Origin of the sequence: Rivularia sp. UHCC 0363 (genome assembly GCF_034931125.1) — a bacterium.
Taxonomy (GTDB): domain Bacteria; phylum Cyanobacteriota; class Cyanobacteriia; order Cyanobacteriales; family Nostocaceae; genus Rivularia.
On record NZ_JAYGHM010000056.1, the window covers coordinates 13,516 to 36,983 of the forward strand.

General features: G+C 39.7%; 15 protein-coding genes. 6 read left to right on the forward strand and 9 right to left on the reverse strand.

The window, feature by feature from the left end; genetic code table 11:
- Positions 1-270: 270 nt before the first annotated feature.
- Positions 271-1,038 carry an ABC transporter ATP-binding protein gene (locus tag VB797_RS25630; protein WP_323240581.1) on the reverse strand — a complete coding sequence of 256 codons (768 nt, stop codon included), beginning with the start codon at positions 1,036-1,038 and terminating at the stop codon, positions 271-273.
- Between the two features lie 120 nt (positions 1,039-1,158).
- Positions 1,159-2,409, reverse strand: a complete 1,251-nt coding sequence (locus VB797_RS25635) for an FtsX-like permease family protein (RefSeq protein WP_323240582.1) — start codon at positions 2,407-2,409, stop codon at positions 1,159-1,161.
- 861 nt (positions 2,410-3,270) lie between these two features.
- Here VB797_RS25635 and VB797_RS25640 point away from each other — a divergent pair.
- From VB797_RS25640 to VB797_RS25650, 3 genes are all read left to right on the forward strand, one after another.
- Positions 3,271-4,977, forward strand: a complete 1,707-nt coding sequence (locus tag VB797_RS25640; protein WP_323240583.1) for a GH3 auxin-responsive promoter family protein — start codon at positions 3,271-3,273, stop codon at positions 4,975-4,977.
- 479 nt (positions 4,978-5,456) lie between these two features.
- A complete protein-coding gene (locus tag VB797_RS25645) occupies positions 5,457-7,169 on the forward strand; it encodes a GH3 auxin-responsive promoter family protein (RefSeq protein WP_323240584.1) in 1,713 nt (570 codons plus the stop codon).
- Positions 7,170-7,403: 234 nt separating this feature from the next.
- On the forward strand, positions 7,404-8,156 hold the full coding sequence (locus tag VB797_RS25650) for an aspartyl/asparaginyl beta-hydroxylase domain-containing protein (RefSeq protein WP_323240585.1): 753 nt from the start codon (positions 7,404-7,406) through the stop codon (positions 8,154-8,156).
- A gap of 168 nt (positions 8,157-8,324) precedes the next feature.
- On the opposite strand, the gene VB797_RS25655 is transcribed toward VB797_RS25650, so the two are convergent.
- The 4 genes from VB797_RS25655 to VB797_RS25670 form a co-directional block, all read right to left on the reverse strand.
- Positions 8,325-9,530 (reverse strand): MFS transporter, encoded by a 1,206-nt coding sequence (locus tag VB797_RS25655; RefSeq protein ID WP_323240586.1) that lies wholly within the window; start codon positions 9,528-9,530, stop codon positions 8,325-8,327.
- Positions 9,531-9,752: 222 nt separating this feature from the next.
- The gene (locus VB797_RS25660; protein WP_323240587.1) at positions 9,753-11,045 is read right to left on the reverse strand and encodes a cyclopropane-fatty-acyl-phospholipid synthase family protein; all 1,293 of its coding nucleotides are present in this window, start codon (positions 11,043-11,045) and stop codon (positions 9,753-9,755) included.
- 185 nt (positions 11,046-11,230) lie between these two features.
- Entirely contained in the window at positions 11,231-12,064 is an 834-nt protein-coding gene (locus tag VB797_RS25665) for an acyl-CoA desaturase (protein ID WP_323240588.1), read from the reverse strand.
- A 189-nt stretch (positions 12,065-12,253) separates the two neighbouring features.
- Positions 12,254-13,849, reverse strand: coding sequence for a B12-binding domain-containing radical SAM protein (locus tag VB797_RS25670; RefSeq protein ID WP_323240589.1), 1,596 nt, complete (start codon positions 13,847-13,849; stop codon positions 12,254-12,256).
- A gap of 975 nt (positions 13,850-14,824) precedes the next feature.
- On the opposite strand from VB797_RS25670, the gene VB797_RS25675 reads away from it, so the two are divergent.
- Both VB797_RS25675 and VB797_RS25680 read left to right on the forward strand, forming a co-directional pair.
- A complete protein-coding gene (locus VB797_RS25675) occupies positions 14,825-15,901 on the forward strand; it encodes an aromatic ring-hydroxylating dioxygenase subunit alpha (protein ID WP_323240590.1) in 1,077 nt (358 codons plus the stop codon).
- A gap of 499 nt (positions 15,902-16,400) precedes the next feature.
- Positions 16,401-17,687, forward strand: a complete 1,287-nt coding sequence (locus VB797_RS25680; protein WP_323240591.1) for an aminotransferase class I/II-fold pyridoxal phosphate-dependent enzyme — start codon at positions 16,401-16,403, stop codon at positions 17,685-17,687.
- A gap of 219 nt (positions 17,688-17,906) precedes the next feature.
- On the opposite strand, the gene mnmE is transcribed toward VB797_RS25680, so the two are convergent.
- Positions 17,907-19,301 carry a tRNA uridine-5-carboxymethylaminomethyl(34) synthesis GTPase MnmE gene (mnmE, locus tag VB797_RS25685; protein WP_323240592.1) on the reverse strand — a complete coding sequence of 465 codons (1,395 nt, stop codon included), beginning with the start codon at positions 19,299-19,301 and terminating at the stop codon, positions 17,907-17,909.
- Positions 19,302-19,524: 223 nt separating this feature from the next.
- On the opposite strand from mnmE, the gene VB797_RS25690 reads away from it, so the two are divergent.
- Positions 19,525-19,728, forward strand: a complete 204-nt coding sequence (locus tag VB797_RS25690; protein WP_323240593.1) for a hypothetical protein — start codon at positions 19,525-19,527, stop codon at positions 19,726-19,728.
- Positions 19,729-19,822: 94 nt separating this feature from the next.
- Here the strand turns inward: VB797_RS25690 and VB797_RS25695 are convergent, their stop codons facing one another.
- Together VB797_RS25695 and VB797_RS25700 are read right to left on the reverse strand one after the other, a co-directional pair.
- On the reverse strand, positions 19,823-20,593 hold the full coding sequence (locus VB797_RS25695; protein WP_323240594.1) for a Uma2 family endonuclease: 771 nt from the start codon (positions 20,591-20,593) through the stop codon (positions 19,823-19,825).
- Positions 20,594-20,727: 134 nt separating this feature from the next.
- On the reverse strand, positions 20,728-23,337 hold the full coding sequence (locus VB797_RS25700) for an isopeptide-forming domain-containing fimbrial protein (protein ID WP_323240595.1): 2,610 nt from the start codon (positions 23,335-23,337) through the stop codon (positions 20,728-20,730).
- Positions 23,338-23,468 lie beyond the last annotated feature (131 nt).

Genomic DNA, 23,468 nt, shown 5'->3' on the forward strand with positions numbered 1-23,468 from the left:
AGCCCAACATCTTAATTTTTGGTATTCTACACGATCTTAAAAGAAGAATGTTGCGTTACGACATGATAATCATGAATTTAAGTTATTTTTGTGTCTAACCCAACCTACGATCTACGAGCTAAATTTTCGGTGTTTTACAATATCTCAAATTATCTTAAAAGAAGAATGTTGGGTTACGACACGATAATCATAAATTTACGTTTCCTATTTAACTTATTTTCGTGTCTAACCCAACCTACGAGCTACCAATTACCAATTACCAATTACCCATTACAAATAATTTTCCGTAATTTCACCATCTTCCAAGAATGCCACGTTGTCAGCAAAACTTTGAATTCGAGAATCGTGAGTTACCATGACAACAGTACTTCCACCTTCTCTAGCTAAATTACACAGCAATTCGATTACAGCTTGTCCGTTGTGAGAATCTAGTGCAGCAGTTGGTTCGTCTGCCATAATTAACCGGGGGTTTCCTGCTAAAGCACGTGCGATCGCAACCCGCTGTTTTTGTCCACCAGATAGATCGCGAGGAAGCACATTGGCTTTATTGGCTAATCCCACCATATCTAATAGCTCTAAAGCCTGATGAGTGGCGGATTTTCCCTTAATACCTTTGATTTCTAAAGCAACTTGCACGTTTTCTACTGCATTCAATGCACCAAAAAGGTTAAAGCCTTGAAAAATAAAACCAATATTATCTCTTCTAAACTGAGATAGCTTTTTGCGCGACATCCGCGTAATCTCTTCTCCCAAAAGATGCACTTTCCCAGATGTAGGGGTCAAAATCCCTGCCAAAATTGATAGTAAAGTCGTTTTTCCAGAACCAGAATGTCCCATTAACAGTTGGATGGTACCCTGGGGAACATCCAAATCGATTCCTTTGAGTGCTAAGTAGCGCTGTCTGCCAGATTGATATACCATTTCCACTCCTCTGGCAGAAATAGCAGAGGTTTTCAATTTACTTACATCAATAGACTGTGAATTATTCCAACTGTCAATTCTGGAAGTCACTATACATCGATTTTGAGAAATAGTCATTTCTTTTAGGGAAGGATATTGATTTTTGAGCTTTGTGCAAGGAGAAGTGTAAATTTACTTATAGTTGGCTATGTAAATAAAATTAACTTTTAAGATAAAACACTCTAGCCACATGAGATACTATGCTTTGAATACAATTGCGGGATCAACTTTACTGACTTTCTGAATTGCAAATAAAGCTGAACCGACACACATCAAAACGGTGATGCCAAAAACTCCCACGACCGTTAATGGACTAATTAAGATGACAATACCTTGAGTTGCTAATGTCCAAGCACCTAATCCCCAGCAAAGCAACATTCCGGGAATATAGCCAAGAATCGCCATCCACAAAGCTTGCTCGATAATTACGCCATATATCATTGTGTTAGACGCTCCCATCGCTTTGAGTGTTCCAAATTCTTGTAAATGGTCGGCTACGGCTGAGTATAAAATCTGACTGACAACTACCACCCCTACAACTACACCGACTGCGGCACCTAAGCCTAAAATGAATCCGATCCCCGTGGACTGCTGCCAAAATACACGTATCTTTTGAGACAATTCGGCGGTGGTATATGCTTTGGTTTCCGGGAAGGTGGCCTCTAAACGTTTTTTAAGCTGTTGGATATTTTGACCGGGTTGTGCTTGGATTAGCACATAAGATATTGGGGTATTTAAGCTCAATGCAGGTGGTGGTTCGTTAGCTGACTGCTGTTTTTTCGCATCAGCATCTTTTTGATAAACGTTCCGACATTGAAGTTCTTCTCCAACCCAGGTACAGTTAACGTTCGTGGTCACGCTAGCATTAGCGTAAGCATTTGCTGTTTCTAAGGAAGTAAATAGGAAGGGACTGGAAACAATTGATTGCGTGTTTTGAGTTAAGCCGACTACCTTTACTGGTAAAGACCCAATTTGACCAGCATCTGCTATTTTTTCGATTTCGAGAGACTTTAAATTGGTTTGATCAATTATTGCGGTGTATGGGTTTCTCAAAGATTTTACATCACCCTTAACCATATCTCCGGGTTGAAATAGTCTTCCCGTAGGAGAAAACCCGTATATTTTAACCACATTAATTTTGCCATCAGGTGCATTCCATTTAGCTGAACCTTGCAATAAAGCTTCTGCTCGTTTTACACCATCAACCTTTCTAGCTCTAACCGCATAATCGTATAAAAGCGGTTGAGTTAATTCGAGTTGTACCATCTTGTCCGATGTTAACCAGATATCGGCTCGGGAGTTTTCGACTAAAGTGGTAGTAGAGCGAATAACCCCATTGAATACTCCGGTTTGAATAGTCACCAAGCTGACAGCAAACATAATTCCTGCTTGAGCCACTAAAAAGCGAGGAATGTCTTCAAATAGATTTTTACGAGCAATCGAAACCATTGATACAGAATCACCAAAAAAATTTACTTGACTTGCAACCTACCTTTCTCTGTCAATTGATGCAAGGTAAGAAAACAATCATTAGAATACGGGGATTTAAATTTTGGATTTTTTACGGCTAAACTGTGCATTCATTTTTTTAATTTATATTTGGAACTAAAAGTATTTCAATGGCATATCTATATCATTATCATTTACTTAAACTTATTAGGAAATCAAGACAATTTAATTAAAAATTCTAATTTATAGTTAATACTCCATAACTAACCTCATTTCATAGACCATAAAATAATTCCTATGTTCCTTCTTACCAGGTTTCGGATTCTTGTATTCCACGAAAATTTGAAAATCAAAGCCAGATGACGGGTGAGAAGTAGATTCACAAATGCTTTTTAATGATGTTATAGTAATTATCCCTGGATACATCGAGCGATCAATAATTCTATAAATAAATGACCTACTCAATTTTGAGTTTTGTATTTTACACAGCCCAATTCTAGTTTAAAGCAAAGTGGTTCCAATTATGGAACTTTTTAATAATCCTTGAGTCTTTCGTTCGTAGAACTATTGCCACTGCAAAATCGATTTAGTGTATATTAAATTTCTAAATTTCAAAACTTCCAAATATAAAGTTGATTTTTATTCCTATAGATTTACGGCGATCGCCAACACTACTTAAAACATCATAAATACATTGTTTGTAAATTACTTCTCTCGACAGACCGAGATATAAGTAGTAATATTTTCCTCACTTTCAAGCTTTGGTAGTCATATTTCCCTAACTTTAATGAGTTATAAATAGTTTTGTAAAGTAGCTTCATAGATTGTTCATATTTCTTTAATAATGTGTCTGAGGTAAAAATGGTAAATTTCGCTTTAACCCTATTGAGTAATGGGGCAAGATTGTCTCAAATAGATTTTGTGCGTAAAACCCGCAATCCTACGATTGTTCAGGAGAGATTTTTGCTGTCGCTGCTTAAGGCTTATCAACATACAGAATTTGGTAGAGAGTACAAGTTTGCAGAAATTAAAAGTGTTGACGAGTTCCGGGAACGTCTGCCAATTTTACCTTACAGCAGCTACGAACCTTACTTAGAGCGGATTGCCAAGGGTGAACAAAATATTCTGACACCCGATCCGGTTGTTTACCTGAATTTAACCAGCGGTTCGACTGGAAAACAAAAGTTAATTCCAGTTACTCGACAATCGCGCAAAGTCTTAAATCGTGCCAATAGAGTTAGCATGGGCTTTGTAGCTGAAGCCGCACGAAGAAGGGGTTTACCAGTTGGTAAAATATTCCTCACAAGTTCCGTGCAATTATACGGACGCACCAGCGGGGGAATTGATTATGGTCCGGTCAGCGTTGGTGATTTACGTCTGAACAATTTTCTCTATCAGCAAGTATTTGCGCTTCCTTATGAAGCCTTGCAGATACAAGATAATTTGGCTCGTCATTACGTTTGTTTGCTTTTTGCTTTACGAAATCCGTCGTTAAGAATTATCGCTTCTAATTTTCCTGTTTTAGCACTACAACTGTGTAACTATTTGGAATCTAACAGCTTAGATTTGATCGAAGATATAGAAACAGGAACTATCGCTCCTTGGGTGAATTTGAAACCGGAACTACGAGCAAAACTAGAAAATCAATTATCCCCATCTCTGAAACGAGCCGCACAACTGTATCAGATATTACACGACCAAGGAAGACTTACACCAAAACTAGTTTGGGAAAATCTCTCATTCATTTCTACTGCTCGCGGTGGAACATCAAATTTTTATTTACAAAGATTTCCTGAATACTTTGGTGATACTCCGGTCTTTGGGGGAATCTATTCTTCTGCTGAAGGTACTTTTGGTATTCATCACGATTTTAATTGCGATGGATCGATTTTAGCGATCGAGACTAGTTTCTTTGAATTTATCCCGGAAGAGCAATGGAATGTTTCGCAACCGAAAACACTTTTAGCTGATGAGGTGGAAGTAGGAAAATATTACCGGATTTTAATGTCTAACTACAGCGGTTTCTATCGTTACGATATTGGGGATGTGGTGGAAGTTGTGGGTTGGTACGAACAAACACCTTTAATTGTATTCCGACATCGTTTGGGAGGTTTACTATCTTCCACAACAGAAAAAACAACTGAATTTCACGTTACTCAGGTAATGCAGCAGCTACAAAAGGAATTTAATGTGTCTTTAGAAAACTTCTGTATTACTTTATCGGAAGATGAAATTCCTCCTCATTATCTAGTAAACATTGAATTAGCATCGGGTCATACACTTAATAATCCTCAAGAATTTATCCTTGAATTCGATCGCATCCTACAAGAAATTCATGTTTCTTACGCAACGAAAAGAGCAACTCAAGTTCCATCACCCCAATTAAGAATTATGACTGCTGGAAGTTTTGCCACTATTCGCGAGCGGCTTTTAGAAAGAGGAATTCCGGCTTCACAATTAAAATTTCCTCATATCAGCGACGATAGACAATTTTTAGCGGGACTGACTGTTGAGCAAGAAATCAAAATGCCATTGACCACAAACCAGATCTCAAACAATGTGTTTTAGATTTAATAAATATTAATTCCCGATGAAAACTTTTATTTATTTTTTGAGGGCGCGATCGGCTGATGTGTAGGAAAAAAGCAAATCACTTTAATCTGACTGATAACTCTACATAAGCATACTAAGCTGATGTGCAGCTAAATTGTATAAGTCAAAAATTTAAAAGAATTGTAGTATGGGCATCTTGCCCGCTTACTGTATACAAACTAGATGCGTAGTAGCTTATTCTAACTATTCTATGATTGCGTCTTGTGTTAATACAAAAACTTGATCGCGGTTTTGTATATTTTTATTGCTTATCTTTTAATAAGACAGAATCTTTCCAAGTTCTTTACATTTCTCTTATAGGATAAGTGAGCAATTTAGTTTGTTGTGAAGAAGCAGATAAAATTTAACTCTGTATTTTTTACAAAACTAATTTTGTAATTTTTCTTCCTGAAGAATCATAAATTACAGTAGTTAAATTCATTTTATTAAATCAAATGACTAGCCTTTCTTCATCGCTTTTGACTGCTTATGCGACCTATCATAAAGTTAGATTTGCTCGTAAAACTCTTCAAGTATACTCAGTCCAAGAGCGGTTTTTACTCAATCTCCTCCAAGCCCACAAAAATACTGAAATGGGCAAAAAGTTAGGATTAAGTACGATTAAAACCATCGAGCAATTTCGCGAGCAAGTGCCGATTCTACCTTACGAAAGCTATGCACCTTATGTTGATCGCATTAGTAAAGGTGAAAAAAACGTTCTTAATCCCGAACCAGTAATCTACATTAATCTTACCAGTGGTTCCACGGGTAACAAAAAGCAGGTGCCTGTAACTCGCAGCTTTCAAGCTTCCTTGCGACGGGCCGATTTAGCTAGTATGGGCTTTGCACTCAAATTGCTTCAACAACGGGGGCTTAAATTTGGAAAAGTGTTACTTCCTAACTCAGCAAATTTACAGGGGATTACAAGTGGTGGTATTCCCTATGGTCCGGTGAGTGTCGGCAGTATTCGCAAGGGTCAGTTTTTGTTTGAGCAAATTTTTGTCTATCCCTTTGCAGCGCTTAAAATTGCCGATAGTCTGGCTCGTCATTATGTCTGCTTACTATTTGCCCTGCGGAATCGAGATTTGCGGGGATTTACGGCTAATTTTCCGATGTTGGTTTTGCGTACTTGCGGCTATCTAGAAGATTATGCAGAAGACTTAATTAATGACCTAGAAACAGGAGCGATCGCCTCTTGGCTAAAACTAGAGCCGCATATTCGCGTCAGCTTAGAGCGTAAATTGTTACCCGTACCAGGACGAGCCGCAGAACTCAGGGAAATCCTCAAAACAGAAGGTAAGCTTACCCCCAAGCAAGCATGGTCTGGTCTATCCTACGTTCTCACCGCTCAAGGAGGAACATCGGACTTTTATTTGCAGCACTTCCCCCATTATTTTGGTGATACCCCTGTGTTTGGTGGGGTGTATGGTTCGGCGGAAGCTACATTTAGCGTTTATCATAACTTCAATTCCGAAGCTGGCATCCTAGCTGTTGAAAGTGGGTTTTTTGAATTTATTCCCCAAGAACAGTGGGAGGTAGAAAATCCCAAAACGCTTCTAGCAACTGAAGTAGAAATCCACAAACTTTACCGCATTTTGGTTACAAGCTATAGTGGTTTTTACCGCTATGACATTGGCGATGTTGTAGAAGTATTAGGATTTTACAATCAAGCTCCTCTAATTGCGTTTCGCTACCGTCGCGGTGGATTGCTATCTTCCACGACCGAAAAGACAACTGAATGTCACGTAATTCAGGTAATGGAAGCACTACACAAAGAATTCAATCTGCGCTTAGATGATTTCTGTATTACACTGTCAGAGCAGGAATTTCCCGCACATTATATAGTTAATATCGAACTGGCTGCGGGAGAAACATTAAGTAATCCCCAAGGGTTTCTAAATCGCTTTGAGTATTGGTTGACACAGATAAATACTCCCTATGGAACCGTGCGTGACGGACAAGTACCATCACCTCGATTGCGAATTTTGCAAGCAGGTAGCTTTGATTTGGTTCGTCAGCGACAAATAAAAAGAGGAATGCCTGACTCTCAACTTAAATTGCCCCATATCAGCGAAGATCGTTCATTTTTAGCTGAACTAACTGTAGAATATGAAGTTAATTTATCTAATGAATACGTAAATCAGATTCCCGACTCTCTTGTGTTTTAAAAGGTTAAAAAATTTGTAATTTAATGGAAATAAGCCCAATTATTAATTAAGCTTATTTTCAATAAATTAGCAATTAATAGTTATGTAACCTCAAGAAAACACCGATACAAATTTATGTATCTAACTCTAGACATATTAAGCGGAAATATCTTGTTATACAAGGCTTTTGCTATGATGATTAATATCGAAAATTCCGTCAAATAGCACCAATTAATTTAAATTTTATGCATTTCTATGAATTTATCTAATATAGCTGTTAAACAATTAGAAAAATTACTAACTAAAGATGGTTGGTTAGAAACATTAGTTGCAAAAAACTCTAAAGTCGGAAATCCAGTATTTTTCGATGTTGAACAGTTTCCTTGGGCTAAAGATTTAGAAGCTAACTGGATGGTGATTCGTCAAGAATTAGATGGGGTATTGGAAAGAGTAGACGAATTACCAAATTTCCAAGATATTTCTAAGCGTCAAACTCGCATTGCTAATGATAATCGCTGGAAAACCTATTTTTTCTATGCATTCGGGTTTAAAGCTACTAAAAATTGTGAAAGATGTCCGGAAACAACTAAGTTACTTGAACAGATACCGGGAATGAAAGTAGCGTTTTTCTCGATTCTTGCTCCCGGTAAACATATTCCCAGACATCGCGGTAAACTTAAAACTTTGATTCGCTATCATTTAGGGTTAATTGTTCCAGAACCCAAACAAAAATGTAAGATTCAAATAGCAGATGAAATCAGATATTGGGAAGAAGGTAAAAGCTTAATCTTCGATGACACATTTTATCATGAAGTGTGGAACGATACGGATGGTTATCGCGTTGTACTATTTTTAGATATTGCTCGTCCCTTAAAATTTCCTCTTTCCCTTATCAGTTCTTTAGCTAATAAATTAATTACTGCTTCTCCTATAGTGCAAGAAGCGAAAGCTAGTCATAAATCTTGGGAAAATAACTTTGAAGAGAATAAAACAAAAGAATTGGTTTGAATCATAGATATTAGGAGACGTAGCAGTGCTACGTCTCTACATTTATAGGACTTACGCAACAACAACGGGAAATATAGTGTTCCAGAGAATTTTGATCCCCCCAACCCCCCTTGGGAAGGGGGGCTTGCGTAAGTCCTAATTTATTATGATTAATTTAAAACTTTAAATTTAAAAACGGTCATATTTTGCTTTTTCAAGTACTTTACTTTGCTGGATGCTGAGAAATGCGGTAATTAAAGCTACCCCAGCACCGACAAAAAATACTGTTATACCGGCGTTCTTCCAAACTGGGCCGAGAAAAATTGGCGAGAAAAATTGTCCTAAATTACTCGCTCCCGTTCCAATCGCTAAAACGCTGGAGCGTACTGCTGGAGGATTTGATTTAGATAAACCGTCATATAAATTGGGCATGACAATACCGAATCCCATACCGAAAATAATTGCGGTTGGTAGGATAAAATAAACTTGAGCTAAAAAAGGAATAGTAATTAATGTTACCGCCATTAAGATAAATCCCAAAGCGATCGACTTCGCACTGCCGAAACGCTTGGCTAACTTACTCGCACCCACAGCAGAAATCACAGCGGCTCCAATAGCTCGCGCTGCTAAAATTACTCCATTTAGAACCGAATCGGCTCCAATTGTTTCTTTAAAATATAGAGGAGCGTAGACAATTACTACATAAAAGATTGCCGATGACAAGGCTAAAGCTGTAAATAGAGTTAAAGTACTGGGAGATTTCAAGCTTTTAATCAGTTGGTCTTTTTGATTTAAACCGATTGATAAGGAACCTTTACCTTCTCGTTTTGGTAATATTAGATAAGCAATTAAGGCAGCGGGTAAACCTAAGCCATAGAGAAAAAAGGTGAATCGCCAATTATAAGAACCAATTAAACCACCTAAAAGCGGAAAAATAATACTGGCGATCGCTAATGCACTGGTGGTGTAACCGAGGACACGAGTGCGTCTTTCTCCTTCGTACATACTGCTCAGAATGCCGATACTCGCAGCCGCAACCCCTCCACTAGCAGCCCCCAATAATGCCCGCGAGATTAATAATGGGGTAAAACCCTGCATCAAACCCCCAATACTACCGAAAATTGCGTAGCAAATCAGTGACGGAATTAACACCTTGACCTTACCAATGCGATCGGCGAGGATGCCACAAATCGGACTAAATAAGAAGATAGTCAGACAATGCATACTCACCAAGGTTCCTACCCACCGGGGGTCAATGGCAAGTTGCTCTTTCAAATCCGGCATAATTGGTGCAACAACACTTCCCGTCATCGTGGTTAAGCTACCACAAACAAGCAATACCAATAATGTGGGAATTTGTTGGCGATTTTCTTTAGCTAGAAGCGACATAGACATATAAATAATTCCTGGACAAGGGATTAAAACTTATTTCTAAAACTTTTTCTGCTTTCGGTATCTTTTTAAAAACGGTGATAATTAGGGATATTGGAGCATAACAAGTAGATTAAACTAATTTATTCACTGTGAATAGGCAATTTTGATCGCAAAATACCCCCCATATAAATAGTTGGAGGGATAAATAGTATTTTATATTTTGAATACAAAGCCTTAATTCCGTTACGAGAAGCTTAAAGGAATATGCAATGGCCATTGTTTGCCTTTGTAAAACAGTATCTGATGAACATGAAGGCTACCGTAGCGAAACGAAGCTTCAAAAGACTGTAGATAAAGAAACCACATCCGCAAGAATCGCTCATCATAGGTTTTCCCTAATGATGAAATTTTGTCTCGGTTATTAGTAAAATTAATCGCCCAGCGCTTCATTGTCTCCGCATAGTGGGGCTTAAGATTTTCACAATGAGCAACTGGTAATTTTGCGAACCGAAGTTCCTGCATTATCTCGTGAAGTTGCGGAGCATAACCACCAGGGAAAATATATTTAGCACTCCAAGCACCGTTTCGTTCATTGCTTTGGGTGACAATTGTATGCAGCATACCCACACCGTTCGGTACTAAAAGTTCTGATACTTTCTGCATGAATGTCGCAAAACTGTCTTTACCGACGTGTTCAAACATCCCGATGCTGACAAATTTATCGTATTGCCCTTTTATCTCTCGGTAATCGGCAATCTCGATTTTGATTTGATCGCTCAAACCTTTCTGTTCAATCCTTTGTTTGGCTAATGCGGCTTGTTCTACACTTAGAGTGATACCCGTTCCCGAAACACCATATTTTTCGGCTGCGTAAATCAGCATTCCACCCCATCCACAACCAATATCAATCAAAGATTCTCCCGATTGCAGTGCTAGCTTTTTACAAATTAATTCGTACTTTTGCAACTGCATTTGTTCGAGGGAATCAGTTTCTTGAATCCGATAACCACAGGAGTAAGTTAAGGTTGGGTCGAGGAAAAGCTGATAGAAATCGTTGCCTAAATCATAATGATGCTGGACGTTTTTGCGACTATTTTGAATTTGGGTGGGAACTGTTTTCAGTCTCTGAGCTAATACCTTTATTAACAACGTAATTGTAATCCGTTGATTCGCTTTAGAGTAAACATTACTGCGATAAAACAAACCGATCAGTTCAACTAAATTGTTATTTTGTTCATCCCACCAACCATCCATATAAGCTTCACAAAACCCCAGTGCGCCAAATGCCAAAATACGGTCATAAGTATCGGGGTTATGAATTTTTAAACATAAGCCTGGAGAAAGTTCTTCACCAAAATGGAAAACCTGACCAGAAGGGTTAATGACTGTCAGATTTCCCTCTTTAATAAAGCTGAATAGCCGATAAAGATAGCGTTCTCCACTAGGTAGCCTAGAAATCATACTGCTCCAATTCTGGCTCGAAGGAGTAATGATTTCTTGTGTATTTTGTTTGTTCGGCGCTTGAGTTTGTGTCATTCAATTTTAGATTTTAGATTTTAGATTTTAGATTGAAGATGAGGAGTTAGGAGTTAAGAGTTAGTACCACCGTCCTTGATTAATCAGTGTCATCAGTGTCATCCATTTAATCCGTGTTCGGAGTTAGGAGTTATAAATTTAAATATTTCCTTGTCCCCTTGTCCCCCCATCTCCCCATCCCCCCATCACTCCTGCGGAAGCTTAACGTTGGTTGCTAATCCCAGCAATTGCAGTAATCTAATAGTCATCCAGGTAATATCAATTTCCCACCACTGCAAACCATGACGGGCAGAATATTGAAAAGCATGATGATTATTGTGCCAACCTTCGCCGAAAGTTAGTATCGCAACCCACCAACAGTTGGTAGAGCCGTCTTTGGAATCATGAGTACGGTATCCTACCATATGACAAGCACTGTTAACGAACATAGTGGAGTGAATGCCGACAAACAAGCGGACAAAGATTCCCCAAACTACAAAAGACCAGCCACCGAGCAAATATAAAATAACTCCTAATACCACTTGTAGTTCAATATAATATCGATGACAGAAACGATAGAAAGGGTCTTCAGCAATATCTTTCGTCATCCGTGGAAGTTCGGGTTTAGCAGGAACGGTGTGCATCAACCAGCCGATGTGACTCCACCAAAAGCCTTCATTGGGTGTATGGGGGTCTCCTTCTTGGTCGGAATGCAGATGATGTACTCGGTGATATCCAACCCAGCCCATAACACCACCTTGGAGAGCCAAAGTACCGCAGAGAATCAAGAAATATTCTAACCACTTGGGAACTTGTAAGCTGCGATGGGTTGCTAAACGATGAAAACCAAAAGCAATTCCCAAGCCGATTGTCATCCAGTGCAGAAACACTGCTACCCCTACAGCAGCCCAGCTAAAGTTTTGGGGTAGGAATGCTAATAATACTGCTAGATGAAGAATGACAGTAAAAATAATCACCTTCAATCGAGGAGAAGGTGGATTTAATTGCGGTAAAGAAGCTTGAGATAAATTGCTAGTCATGAATATTTTTTGACCTACACCTACTAAAACTAAAGATAATTTTTCGCTGTACTTTGTGCCGCGTTTTGTTTATGTTGAGAAGATGTTTTTAGAACTAACCTCCTACCCTAAAAGAAAATGAGAATTTCCAAGTCTCTCTTCTATAAGGAGAAAGGTTTTGAGTATATTTATAGATTTCCCCAACATCCTTTAAACAACCAAAGATTGATTAATCTCAACTTGGTCAGACTTTTGTTTGAGATTCAACTTGCGAAAATCAGCTATTTGTCCTTCAATTTCATTCTTGACAATTTGACGGTATTCAATATGATGCTCCAAAAGAGCGCACATGGTTATATAAGAAATTAATACTCTTGGATTGTGCCTAAGTATTGCGAAAAGTTGGCTCCAAAATTGAAAGCGTGTATCGCGTTTAATACCTTGTCGCCAAACAATAATTAATAGTGCCTTTAATTCTATTAATTTAGGCATTTGGAACTCTTTCTTATAAGGTCGAGGTGCCATTTCCAGGTAATGACGATAAACCCGTCCCAGAAATTTCTTTGGTTCGTATAATTCCCAGAAACAATTTACATATTCAGAGGCTAATTCTTCTATGGGACGAGTCGGGATAAAGTTAGTTAAGGAGGTTGTTTGATTGCCACTGTTGCCTTTTTGGTCAATCTCTAATAAACGTCCTTCTTTTTCCAATCGATGCCATAATGCTGTGTTTGGTAAAGCTTGTAGCAAACCAAACATTGCATTCGGAATTGCAGTCGTCTCCACAAAATCAATAATGCGATCGCCAGCTCCGGCTTTTTCTCCGTCAAAACCGAGAATAAAGCCAGCCATGACTCGCAAACCTTTACGATTAATTTTTTGAACGGCTTCTACTAGGGAATTACGGGTGTTTTGATGCTTCTTCGTTAATGACAAACTATCCGTATCGGGTGTCTCAATTCCCAAAAATACGGAGGTAAAGTTAGCAGCAATCATTAAATCGAGGAGTTCGTCGTCTTGCGCTAAATCTACTGAAGCTTCTGTTTGTAAGGTGAATGGATAACCTCGCTCTGCCATCCAAGGAATAATTTCTTGGACTAAAAGCTTGACATTGCGTTTATTACCGATGAAATTATCATCCACCATAAACACCGAATTTCGCCAACCTAAATCGTACAGCGTTTGTAATTCAGCAAGCAGTTGGGCTGATGTCTTAGTCCGGGGTTTGCGTCCGTAAAGCACGATGATGTCGCAAAATTCGCACTGAAACGGACAACCGCGAGAAAACTGCACCGACATCATGTCGTAAGCGTCCATCTCAAGTAAATCGTATCGGGGTATCGGTGTACCAGTAATATCGGGCTTTTCACCATCAGAACGGAATATCCCGGAAGTTTCCCCTCTACGGAGTGCTTCCACAAATAGGGGTAAAGTTATTTCTCCTTCATCTAAAACCAAAAAATCTACCCCTGCGGCTTGAGCTTCCTGGGGTACGGAAGTTACGTAGGGACCTCCCACCGCAACTAATTTATTACGCCGTTTTGCTTCTTTTATTAAGTGCAGCAAATCTGGTTTCTGAACAATCATTGCAGAAAGAATGACTAGTTCTGCCCATTCCCAATCAGCTTCGGTTTCTGGACCGATATTACGGTCAACTAAACGGAATTCCCAATCTTGGGGTAAAATAGCCGCGACTGTAATCATCCCCAAGGGAGGGAGAGTTACTTTATGTCCAACTAACTCTATAGCTCTGTCAAAAGACCAAAAAGATTTCGGAAACTCAGGATATAGCAGTAAAACTCGCATTTATATAAAAATTTAGGTAAAGATTGCCGAAGTTATTTTGTCACGCTCAAATCCGAGGCTTGAAAATTTTTAAAATTTTAGCTACCGATATTTAATCATTTTTTTACTATTGTAGTTGTCGATGCAATAATTTTTACTATTGCGGCAAAACCATAACAAAGAAGAGTGTTATTAGTCAATAAAATCTCCACGGGTGATTTGTTTATATGTCCTGAGTCAAGCAATCGCTCGGCAATTTCTAGTTTTTGAGAAAAATATATCAAAGTTTGAAAAAAATAAGCTTAATTTAAAACTTTTTTTATTTCTTGCCGCTATGGCATTATTGATGGGATTTTCGATCTTATGTTTCCTTATATTCAATATTGCGGTTACAAACGACTTAATTTTTTATACAATACTTCAGTTATGCGGTCAAAGCAATTTGTAGTCTTAAGTGCGATCGCGCTTGTGGTATTGTCTCCGAAATTTATGTTTTAATCTATGCCTATATGACACAAAGGATTGCAAGTTTTTCCAATTGCAGAGTATTTACAGTTACGGACTCAAAGCACAAACTTTTTTATTTATGGATAAATATATGAGAAGAAAAATTAATAGTCCAATGTGTTCTCAGTAACTTTATGTAATTGAATACTTTTTGTGTTTAAAAGGCTACAAAATATTTATAAGTGCCAGAGATAAATAAACGGATATTCAAGAACAAAAAAGTGTCATAATACACTCGACATTTCGCAAAAATCAGATAAAACTATGGAATTAAAGTGCTGACGGGGCGATTAAAATTTAAAATGTCTATAAAATGTCTAAAATAGTGTTTTTCTGGAGATGTTAGGTTTGTTTTATCATAAGTTCTTGCTTAATTTCTAAGAACTTTGTAAATTTCTAATAAGATGATCGGCAATTTTTAGAGAATGATACGCTAATTTTTTGTCGTAATTGCTCATATAGTTAATTACTTATACAGCGAGTGCCGTAATGGAAATAGCTCCAACTCTGAAAAGTCAAACCGTTCAGAATCGGGTGCGAGAAGTCGGGATAAATCCAAATTACTGGTATCCCGCAGCTTGGGCTGATGAAGTAGCACCGAATCAAGTAGTACCTGTAGTCATCTGGAATTGTGCGATCGCGCTTTACCGTTCGCAAGATGGTCAAGTTTACGCGATCGAAGATGCTTGTCCCCATAAAGGTATTCCTTTGCACAAAGGCAAGGTTACAGGGGATAATCTTACCTGTCCTTACCACGGCTGGCAATTTAACGGTGATGGAGTATGTACGAGCATTCCCTATTTTCCTCAAGACCAGAAATTGCCTTGCGCTCAAGCCGGTAGCTATGCGGTACGGGAGAAGTATAATATTGTGTGGATTTTCCCAGGAGCGATTGAAGATTCGGAAAATGCAGAATTTCCTGCGGTTCCCGAATATGACGACCCCAACTGGTTAGCAATTCCGATTCCGGGACATTTTAACGCTCATTTTTCCATCTGTAACGAAAATACGATGGATGTATTTCACGGCTACTTACACCAAAACTTGCAGGGCTGGTTCGACCCAAAACTACTTAGTTTGCAAGCTACAGAAGCATCAGTATTTGCTCAATATGAAGTATCTTATCAAGGTTGGATGACTAAATTTTTCGGATTTAGCGAACAAGGGAACGAAGTGACAACACGCACTGTCACAATTAAATATAAATATCCTCATTACCAAAGTACTTTAGAAGGAGTTTCTTCGATTTATTTAATGCGTCAGCCGGTAGGGACACAATTAACAAAATCTTTTTCCTTACTATTTATCAAAATTCGTCTTCCTCAATGGTTTGTTAAACCTTTAAAAAAACCCATAGCAACAATAATTTGGCATTTTGTATTAAAAAGTTTTCTCGATCAAGATGTAGAGATGATTGAAAGCGAACAACGTACTTATTTAGCTAACCCCCAAAGACGTTATGTAGAAATTAATCCAGCAATCATAGCCCTACAGCGCGTAATTGTCGGTCAATATGAAAAATTTATGCAACAATCTAAAAAACCATCGAATGGTAATAGTCACTGACTCAAGGCTAAAGCCATTGAGCGATGCTTGAAACAAATCTTGCGTAGTAGTGACTAGCCCGTTGAGCCATCAATCGGCAAAGACTTCCGAATGCTTCCCCAGTTCGGATTATCTCTAAAACTGTTTGTTCAGTTGCTTGCAGAAAGGACATCTTATTGATGGTGGGCGAGGGGATTTAACGGGGTTTGCTGGTTCCTAGGATTATATCCACTCAAAAACCAGTATCTAAACCCACTGTGGTTAAAACCATGCGAGGCGTTTTTTCTCTTGTCCTAAGAGGACACGCTGCGCGAACAGGTCTAAAAGACGCTGAGTTTCCAAACTACCAAGATTTCTTATGAGAACTACGCATCTTCATCTACGGTCGTCAAGTCAAATTTAACTACTTAGTTAGTTTTGATCATCTGACATAACAGATTGGTGCAGAACGCAAAGTGAATTTTCAACCGCAAACATATATTAAAAGCCAATTGTTAAATTTTAGGTGAGAGGAGTTATTGTGGAAGTTGTTGAAGAGTATATGCAGGGACTCTATCAAAGTGGTCTCTACCCAGATAAATTCATTTGTCATCAAAAACATGGAAATTTAGTTGAAGTTGAAAATGCTACAGATGGTAATCGATATAAACTTTTGACATTTTGTACTAATGATGTCTTAGGGTTAGCTCAGTCGGAAAAAGTTAAGCAAGCGGCGATTGATGCAGTGCTGCAATACGGTACTTCCAATAGTTCTTGCTCTGTATTAAGCGGTAGAATTGAGTTGCATCGTCAGTTGGAACAAGAAATTTCGGCTTTTAAACATTTACCGCATACTCATTTATTCCTCAATGCTTGGATGGCAATGCAAGCATTAATAGATGGCTTTTGTCACCTAGCTATTAACCTTCCTGGCTTTCGGAACACTAGAGAAACCTTGATTTTGACTGATGTTCTGAATCACGGCTGCATAGTTTCCGCCGTTACTAATGCTAGCAACCGTTCCGGGAAGATGTTTAGTCAAAGTCCCAACGTCCGCGTCAAAGCGTACCGTCATTGTGATGTAAATGACTTGGCGCGTAAATTGCGACGCTACGCTCAGCCTAACGATCGCATCTTAGTAGTTTCCGATGCGGTGTTCTCAATGGATGGTGATATTGCCCCATTACCAGAGATGCTGGACGTTTTAGAAAACTATCCCGGTAGCATCATCGTCATGGATGAAGCCCATGCCAGCGGTGCAATTGGTGCTAAAGGCGGCGGTATATACGACCACTTCGGTATTACACCCCAGCAGGTACTCGACCGGGGAATGGTGCCGTTAATTATGACTACCTTCTCTAAGTTTGCAGCTTCCGCAGGTGCAGCAATCAGTAGTCATATGCCAGAAATGATTGACTTGTTGGATGTTTCCCCGACTTCCATCGGTACAATATCTCTTCCCGCACCGACAACAGCAGCAGCATTAGAAAGTATTCGTCAGGTAAAACAAAATCCCGAATTAGTCGAAACTTTGCAAGCCAATACCCGTTACTTGCGATCGCGATTAATCGAACATGATTTTGCGGCGATCGGCGAAACTAATGTCATACCCGTACTAATGCCACCCGAACTAAATCCTAAAATGTTCACCCGTCATTTGATGGAACACCACGGTATTTGGGTATCTGCGATTTGGTTTATTGCTAAGCCCCGCTTAAGAATTACCGCAAATGCGCTTCATACTAAAGAAGAAATGGATAGTTTGGTAGAAGCAATGGTACAAACGCGAGAGCTTTTATATAAGCCTGCGACTGTTGCGACTGCTTAGGTTTTGAGGTTATAGAAACCCGGTTTTTTTAAAAAAAAAGAGCCGGGTTTTTCGATCCTAAAAGTCGCAGTTGATAAGCCGGTTTTTTATAAATTTGTATATATTACAGATACTTACTCTAAAAACCCGACTTCTGACGATCTGTTTTTTGTAGAGCAATTCCCTATTACCTATTCCCAATTACCTATTACCTATTCCCAATTCCCAATTCCCAATTCCCTATTTCCCAATACAAAACTTACTAAAAATTCGATCTAAAATAGATTCGGTTACTTCTTCTCCGGTAATCTCTCCTAAAGCGTTGACTGCACCCCGTAAATCTATAGTCCAAAAATCAAAGGGTAGTTCTTGTTCGATGGTAATTTGCACTTGTTCCAAAGATGTTTTCGCTTTAATTAATGCAGCAGCTTGACGTTGGTTGATTGCTAAATCCATATCAGTAGCTTCTATTTTACCTATTTTTACTTGTTCTAAAATTGCTGCTTCTAATGTTTCAATACCTTGATTTTTTGCGGCTGCTGTAACAATTTGGGATTTGGGATTGGGGATTTGGGATTGAAGTGATTCCCTTTGCCAAACTTCTACTAAATCAATTTTATTAATTACCAATATCACGGGACGGTGCTTTACTTGTTCGTAAATTTCTTGGTCTTCGTTTGTCCATCCCGTAGCTGCATCGATGGTAAACAATACTAAATCTGCTGCTTGTGCGGCATTGCGGGAACGCTCGACCCCAATCTTTTCTACAAGGTCTTGTGTATCGCGGATGCCTGCTGTATCTAGTACTTGTACGGGTATACCGCCCACCACTAACTGGGATTCAACTACATCACGAGTGGTTCCTGGTAAATCGGTGACAATAGCGCGATCGCAACGGCTCCAAGCATTGAGTAAACTTGATTTTCCGACATTTGGACGACCAACAATCGCCACTTTTAAACCTGTACGTAACAGTTCCCCTTTATCGGCAGTTGCTAATAATTTGGTAATTTCTGCGGAAACATCTTTAATTTGCGATACTATTGCTTTATCATCCAGCGGGGGTAAATCTTCCTCAAAATCGATCCGCGCTTCAATTTCTGCCACAATATCCAAACATTTAGCGCGTAAATGACGGATGGGATCGGCTAATTTTCCTTGCAAACCAGCTAATGCTGTTTGAGCCGCTTGAGGAGATTTTGCCCCAACTAAATCAGAAATGCTTTCTGCTTGAGATAAATCAATGCGTCCATTCAAAAAGGCTCTTAAGGTAAATTCTCCCGGTTGAGCGAGTCTTGCGCCTTGTTCCAGGCATAATTTTAACACCTGCTGCACTACCATAATTCCCCCGTGACAGTGGAATTCGACAACATCTTCACGGGTGTAGGAACGAGGGGCTTTCATGATTAGCAATAGCGCTTCATCAACCAATTGTTGGCTGTGGGGATGGCGAATATAGCCGTAGAGAATGCGATGCGATTCCACAACTTGTTTACCAGGTGCGTGGAAAATACATTCAGCAATTTGCAGCGCTTCCGAACCAGAAACCCGCACAATTCCCACGCTACCCTGTTGGGGGACAACAGCAGTAGCGATCGCCGCAATGGTTCCAGTTGTAACAAAGGTTTGAGACATTCGATTTTGGATTTTAGATTTACGATTTTGGATTGACTTCTAAGTAGTGAACAGCGTACAGCTATAAATTAACTTCTAACTCCTCATTCCTAACTCCTAACTCTTAACCCCTCATATTCAATCTAAAATCTAAAATCTAAAATCTAAAATCGGAATGCGCGTTAATATTTATCCAGAAGCTAATATCTGTTTTATAAAAGTGTTAGTAAGAGGGGAGTTGGTTATGGAAGAACAAAAAATTAATTGTGCTGAAGCCTGCGTTAACGGCTGTGTTTTGGGAGATAAATGTCCTAATATCGAGTATAGGGAAGAAGCATCACAGTTTATCCAAGATACTTCTCTAGAAAAAATGCTCGAAATTGCCGAAATCGCTAGAATGAAAAAAATATCGGAGCCGCCTAAATGGGTGATTCCCGATGAAATGTAAGTGAAGGTAGTGCGAGCATCCTGCTCGCTACTTGATAAATCTGGCTCGCTACTGCACAAATAAATTATATGCATAACAGCCTACTTCTCAAATTTTAACCTTGTAAATCATCAACATCTATATTTAATTCTCTCAGCTTTGCTGCTAAACGTTCGGCTCGTTGGGCTTCTCGATCGGCTCGTTGGGCTTCTTGATCGGCACGTTGGGCTTCTTGATCGGCACGTTGAGCTTCTCGATCGGCACGTTGAGTTTCCTGTTGTGCTAATTCTTCAGGAACAAGGAGCAGTTCACCTTCGTTACTAAAAAAGCGTAACTTTTGTTCATAAATTCCGAGAAATAAACTTAATTGCTGACTCCATAACCAACCTTGCGCTGAAGGTTGCAGTGGTTGATATTCACCATCAACTAAATGAAATCCATTAAATTCTAAACTATTAGGGTCAAACCAGAAATAATCTGGAGTGCGAAATATATCTTGATAAATTTGTTTTTTTAAATCTCGATCTGTTGCTGCGGTAGAATCTGAAAGCACTTCTATAATTATATTGGGATACTTACCACCTTCTTCCCAAACTACCCAACTTTTGCGCGGTTTGCGTTCGCATCCTAATACCGCAAAAAAATCTGGCCCGCGAAACTTCTCAGACTTGGATTGGCGATCGCTGTAATAAATCGTCAGATTTCCCGCAACATAAAAGTCATTGCGGTTTTGCCAAAACAATTCTAAACATTGTATCAGCAGAATCATCTGCTTTAAATGTAAATCGCTTTCCAAGGGTGGTTCGTCACTATATATATCTCCTGGGGGAAATATAACATCAATTGGAGTTTGTAAATCTGGTGTTTCTAATTTAGTGACAGACATGGTAGCAAGCCTTGAAGTGCTATCAATCTAGCTTAGCGTGCGATGATTGTTTTGATAAAAATAATATCACCCTCCCGTACTGCTCCCATCTACTTAGTAAGGAGAGGGGCTGGGGGTGAGGTTTTTATGCTGAATTAATCTACTTTCACTCTAAACCTGATAAAGCCGAAATTTGTCCCAAGAGTATGGTTGATAGTACCGAGATTTACGATTACCGCACCATTGGAATTATCTTGATTGGGACAGAAGTTGTTAGCAGGAAGCCCAGTTCCAGAAGCAAAAAAGCTGCCATTGTCGCCATCGGTATTATTAGTATTAGATGTAACTGTATTTGATAGATTCACAGAAATACCAGTACCGGAACCAAAAGTATCGGGAACAAAGCTAGTTCCGTTGGGGATAGGGTCGCAAAATCTGACGTTTTCTACTGGTCGATTACCGTCGGCAAGAAAATACATGGTGTATTCAACTTCGTCACCTATTTCTAAGGGTAATTGCGGACTAATATCAAAGACTCCTACTGGTGAAAGTTGAAACCAACCGGGTAAGTTATCGATGGGGTCGTTGGGGTCATCAATAAAGGAGTTGAAGTTAATGCCGCTGATTGGAGCGCCGTTTCTATATACATTGGTAATCCTTTTGAGTCCCCGCAAGCGTTCCGGGTCGGCAGGAACTGGAGAACCTACTATGACTTCTTCGCCAATTGTTGCCGCGTCGTAATTTACACTTGTGGTTCCATCTGGTGTGGTGCGAGTTGGGTCTAAATAAGTAGCAGTTGCTGGGTTATTATATTCACCGTTAGGGACGTTTTCGTTGATATTAGTAGTAAAAGTAACTGCAACGCTACCGCCGCTAGGAATATTAAAAGTACCAAAATTGGGGACGGTTTCGCCATCGGCTGGATTAATAGTACTAGTTTGAACCGAACCTCCATTTAAAGTAATTGTAGGATTGGTGGAACCATCAAAAGTAAAACCGCTGGGCAAGGGGTCGGATATATTCACGTTGGTTGCTGTAGATAAATTGGCAGCATTGGCAACTGTAATAGTATAAGTAGCTTGCCCCGGCTTGAGAATTGGACCTGGGGTAGAAGTGGTTTTAGTAATAGTTAATTGTGGCAGACATTCCGCACCGGAACTAGCACCATTAATATTACCAACATTAGAAGTAGTACCGTTAGTACCACGAGTCGCACCAAAAGGTTCTAAAGGGTTGCTTGTCTGACCTGATGCACCACCATTTGCACTGACATTAGCACCCGGACTGGTGAAGATAACACCACCACCACCACCACCACCAGGACCGTGAGGTTCATTGGCTAGTGAATTGCCACCTCTACCACCGTTAGCAGTTACTGCAAGACCTGTAAGATTATTATTGGCAGACGATACTACTACAGTACCACCAGCACCACCACCACCAGCTCCATCAACTCTTGTATCAAAAGCACTGACACCATCAGCATTAATAGTACCGCTACCGCTGACACTACCAGTACGAACAAATGCAATACCACCTCCCGCAGCACCGCTACTTGCTAAACCATTACGCAGGGGTCTACTGTTATCATCATTAGTTGTTCCGGCTCCTCCTCCTCCTCCAAGGATGAGACGATTGCTTGTAGAAGGAAAGACGGAACCACCAAAACCGCCTGTATAATAATTAGAACTAAAAGTTCTACCTCCCAAACCACCACTACCACCGTTACCGCCACCACCACCACCGGAGTTTTCGCCGTTAGGGAAGCGGAAAACTCCTAAAGGGTCGCCATCCGTACCACCACCACCAGCATTTCCCGGCGCACCGCGAGCTAGTGAACCATTGGGATAACCTTCAAAGCTATTATCTAATAAGCTATTATTTGTTGAATTAAAGATAAATCTTGGCGTACCGGCAGTACCTTCACCCTTAGAACCGTTGGTATTAAAAGTTGATAAACTTCTGTAGTCAACTTGGTTTAAAGCTGGAGCAGGAAAACTTCTTTCTCCTTGAAGCTGTCTTCCGCCACCACCACGGAAACCTCTGCCGCTAAGGTCTACAGCCGCACCACCTAAATTTAAGTTACCTGCGACATCATAGACCAAAATACCGCCAGTGGAACCATTCCAAGAACTCGCAGTTAATCCAGAAGACATGGTAGCGCTGGAATATTGCGGTATGCGAATTACTTGATAAGTTTTTTGTCCTTGAGTACCGAAGGGAGCATTACTATAGGAATTAATTAATCCTCCTCCCGCACCCGTACCTTGAATTGTTACCGAACCACCACCAACGGCTCCCGTGGCAACTACGTATTCATAATTACCGGCAATAAAGTTAGCATTATTCAGATTACCGCTCGCACCAGTTGGTGATGGAGGTGTAAAGTTTGATAAGACATCATCAGAACCTCCAGCGACACCATCTCCGTAAGAATTAGTATTATCAGAATTAATATCCGCTCCCTGCATTTGAATAACCAGCAGCAAGTCACCGGGTTGGATTGGTGTTGATGCACCAGTAGGAGTTCCGATAGGGATGGAAGTAGCACCAGCATTCACATCCGCCGCACCGGGATAATAAGTATTAATTACACCGTTTAAGTTACTCACCGGGCCATCTTTACCAGGAACGGCACATAATCTTGGTGCAGTCTGGGCTGCAACTTGAGAAAAATTTGCTTCAACCAGTAACAGTAAGCTTTGATAGCTGAAAGTTGTAAATAATAGGATGAAACTACGAATTAATTTAGATTTGAACGTCATAATTGATAATTGGGCATGGGACATGGGGCATGGGGCATTGAGCATTGAGCATTGGCAATGGGGTAGAAAATTAATCATTAACTCCTAACTCCGGTGGTACTAACTCTCAATCCAAAATCCAAAATCTAAAA

Coding starts and splice junctions, on each gene's coding strand:
- VB797_RS25630 (WP_323240581.1), bottom strand. CDS start 1,038: ATGACTATTTCTCAAAATCGATGTATAGTGACTTCCAGAATTGACAGT.
- VB797_RS25635 (WP_323240582.1), bottom strand. CDS start 2,409: ATGGTTTCGATTGCTCGTAAAAATCTATTTGAAGACATTCCTCGCTTT.
- VB797_RS25640 (WP_323240583.1), top strand. CDS start 3,271: ATGGTAAATTTCGCTTTAACCCTATTGAGTAATGGGGCAAGATTGTCT.
- VB797_RS25645 (WP_323240584.1), top strand. CDS start 5,457: ATGACTAGCCTTTCTTCATCGCTTTTGACTGCTTATGCGACCTATCAT.
- VB797_RS25650 (WP_323240585.1), top strand. CDS start 7,404: ATGAATTTATCTAATATAGCTGTTAAACAATTAGAAAAATTACTAACT.
- VB797_RS25655 (WP_323240586.1), bottom strand. CDS start 9,530: ATGTCTATGTCGCTTCTAGCTAAAGAAAATCGCCAACAAATTCCCACA.
- VB797_RS25660 (WP_323240587.1), bottom strand. CDS start 11,045: ATGACACAAACTCAAGCGCCGAACAAACAAAATACACAAGAAATCATT.
- VB797_RS25665 (WP_323240588.1), bottom strand. CDS start 12,064: ATGACTAGCAATTTATCTCAAGCTTCTTTACCGCAATTAAATCCACCT.
- VB797_RS25670 (WP_323240589.1), bottom strand. CDS start 13,849: ATGCGAGTTTTACTGCTATATCCTGAGTTTCCGAAATCTTTTTGGTCT.
- VB797_RS25675 (WP_323240590.1), top strand. CDS start 14,825: ATGGAAATAGCTCCAACTCTGAAAAGTCAAACCGTTCAGAATCGGGTG.
- mnmE (WP_323240592.1), bottom strand. CDS start 19,301: ATGTCTCAAACCTTTGTTACAACTGGAACCATTGCGGCGATCGCTACT.
- VB797_RS25690 (WP_323240593.1), top strand. CDS start 19,525: ATGGAAGAACAAAAAATTAATTGTGCTGAAGCCTGCGTTAACGGCTGT.
- VB797_RS25695 (WP_323240594.1), bottom strand. CDS start 20,593: ATGTCTGTCACTAAATTAGAAACACCAGATTTACAAACTCCAATTGAT.
- VB797_RS25700 (WP_323240595.1), bottom strand. CDS start 23,337: ATGACGTTCAAATCTAAATTAATTCGTAGTTTCATCCTATTATTTACA.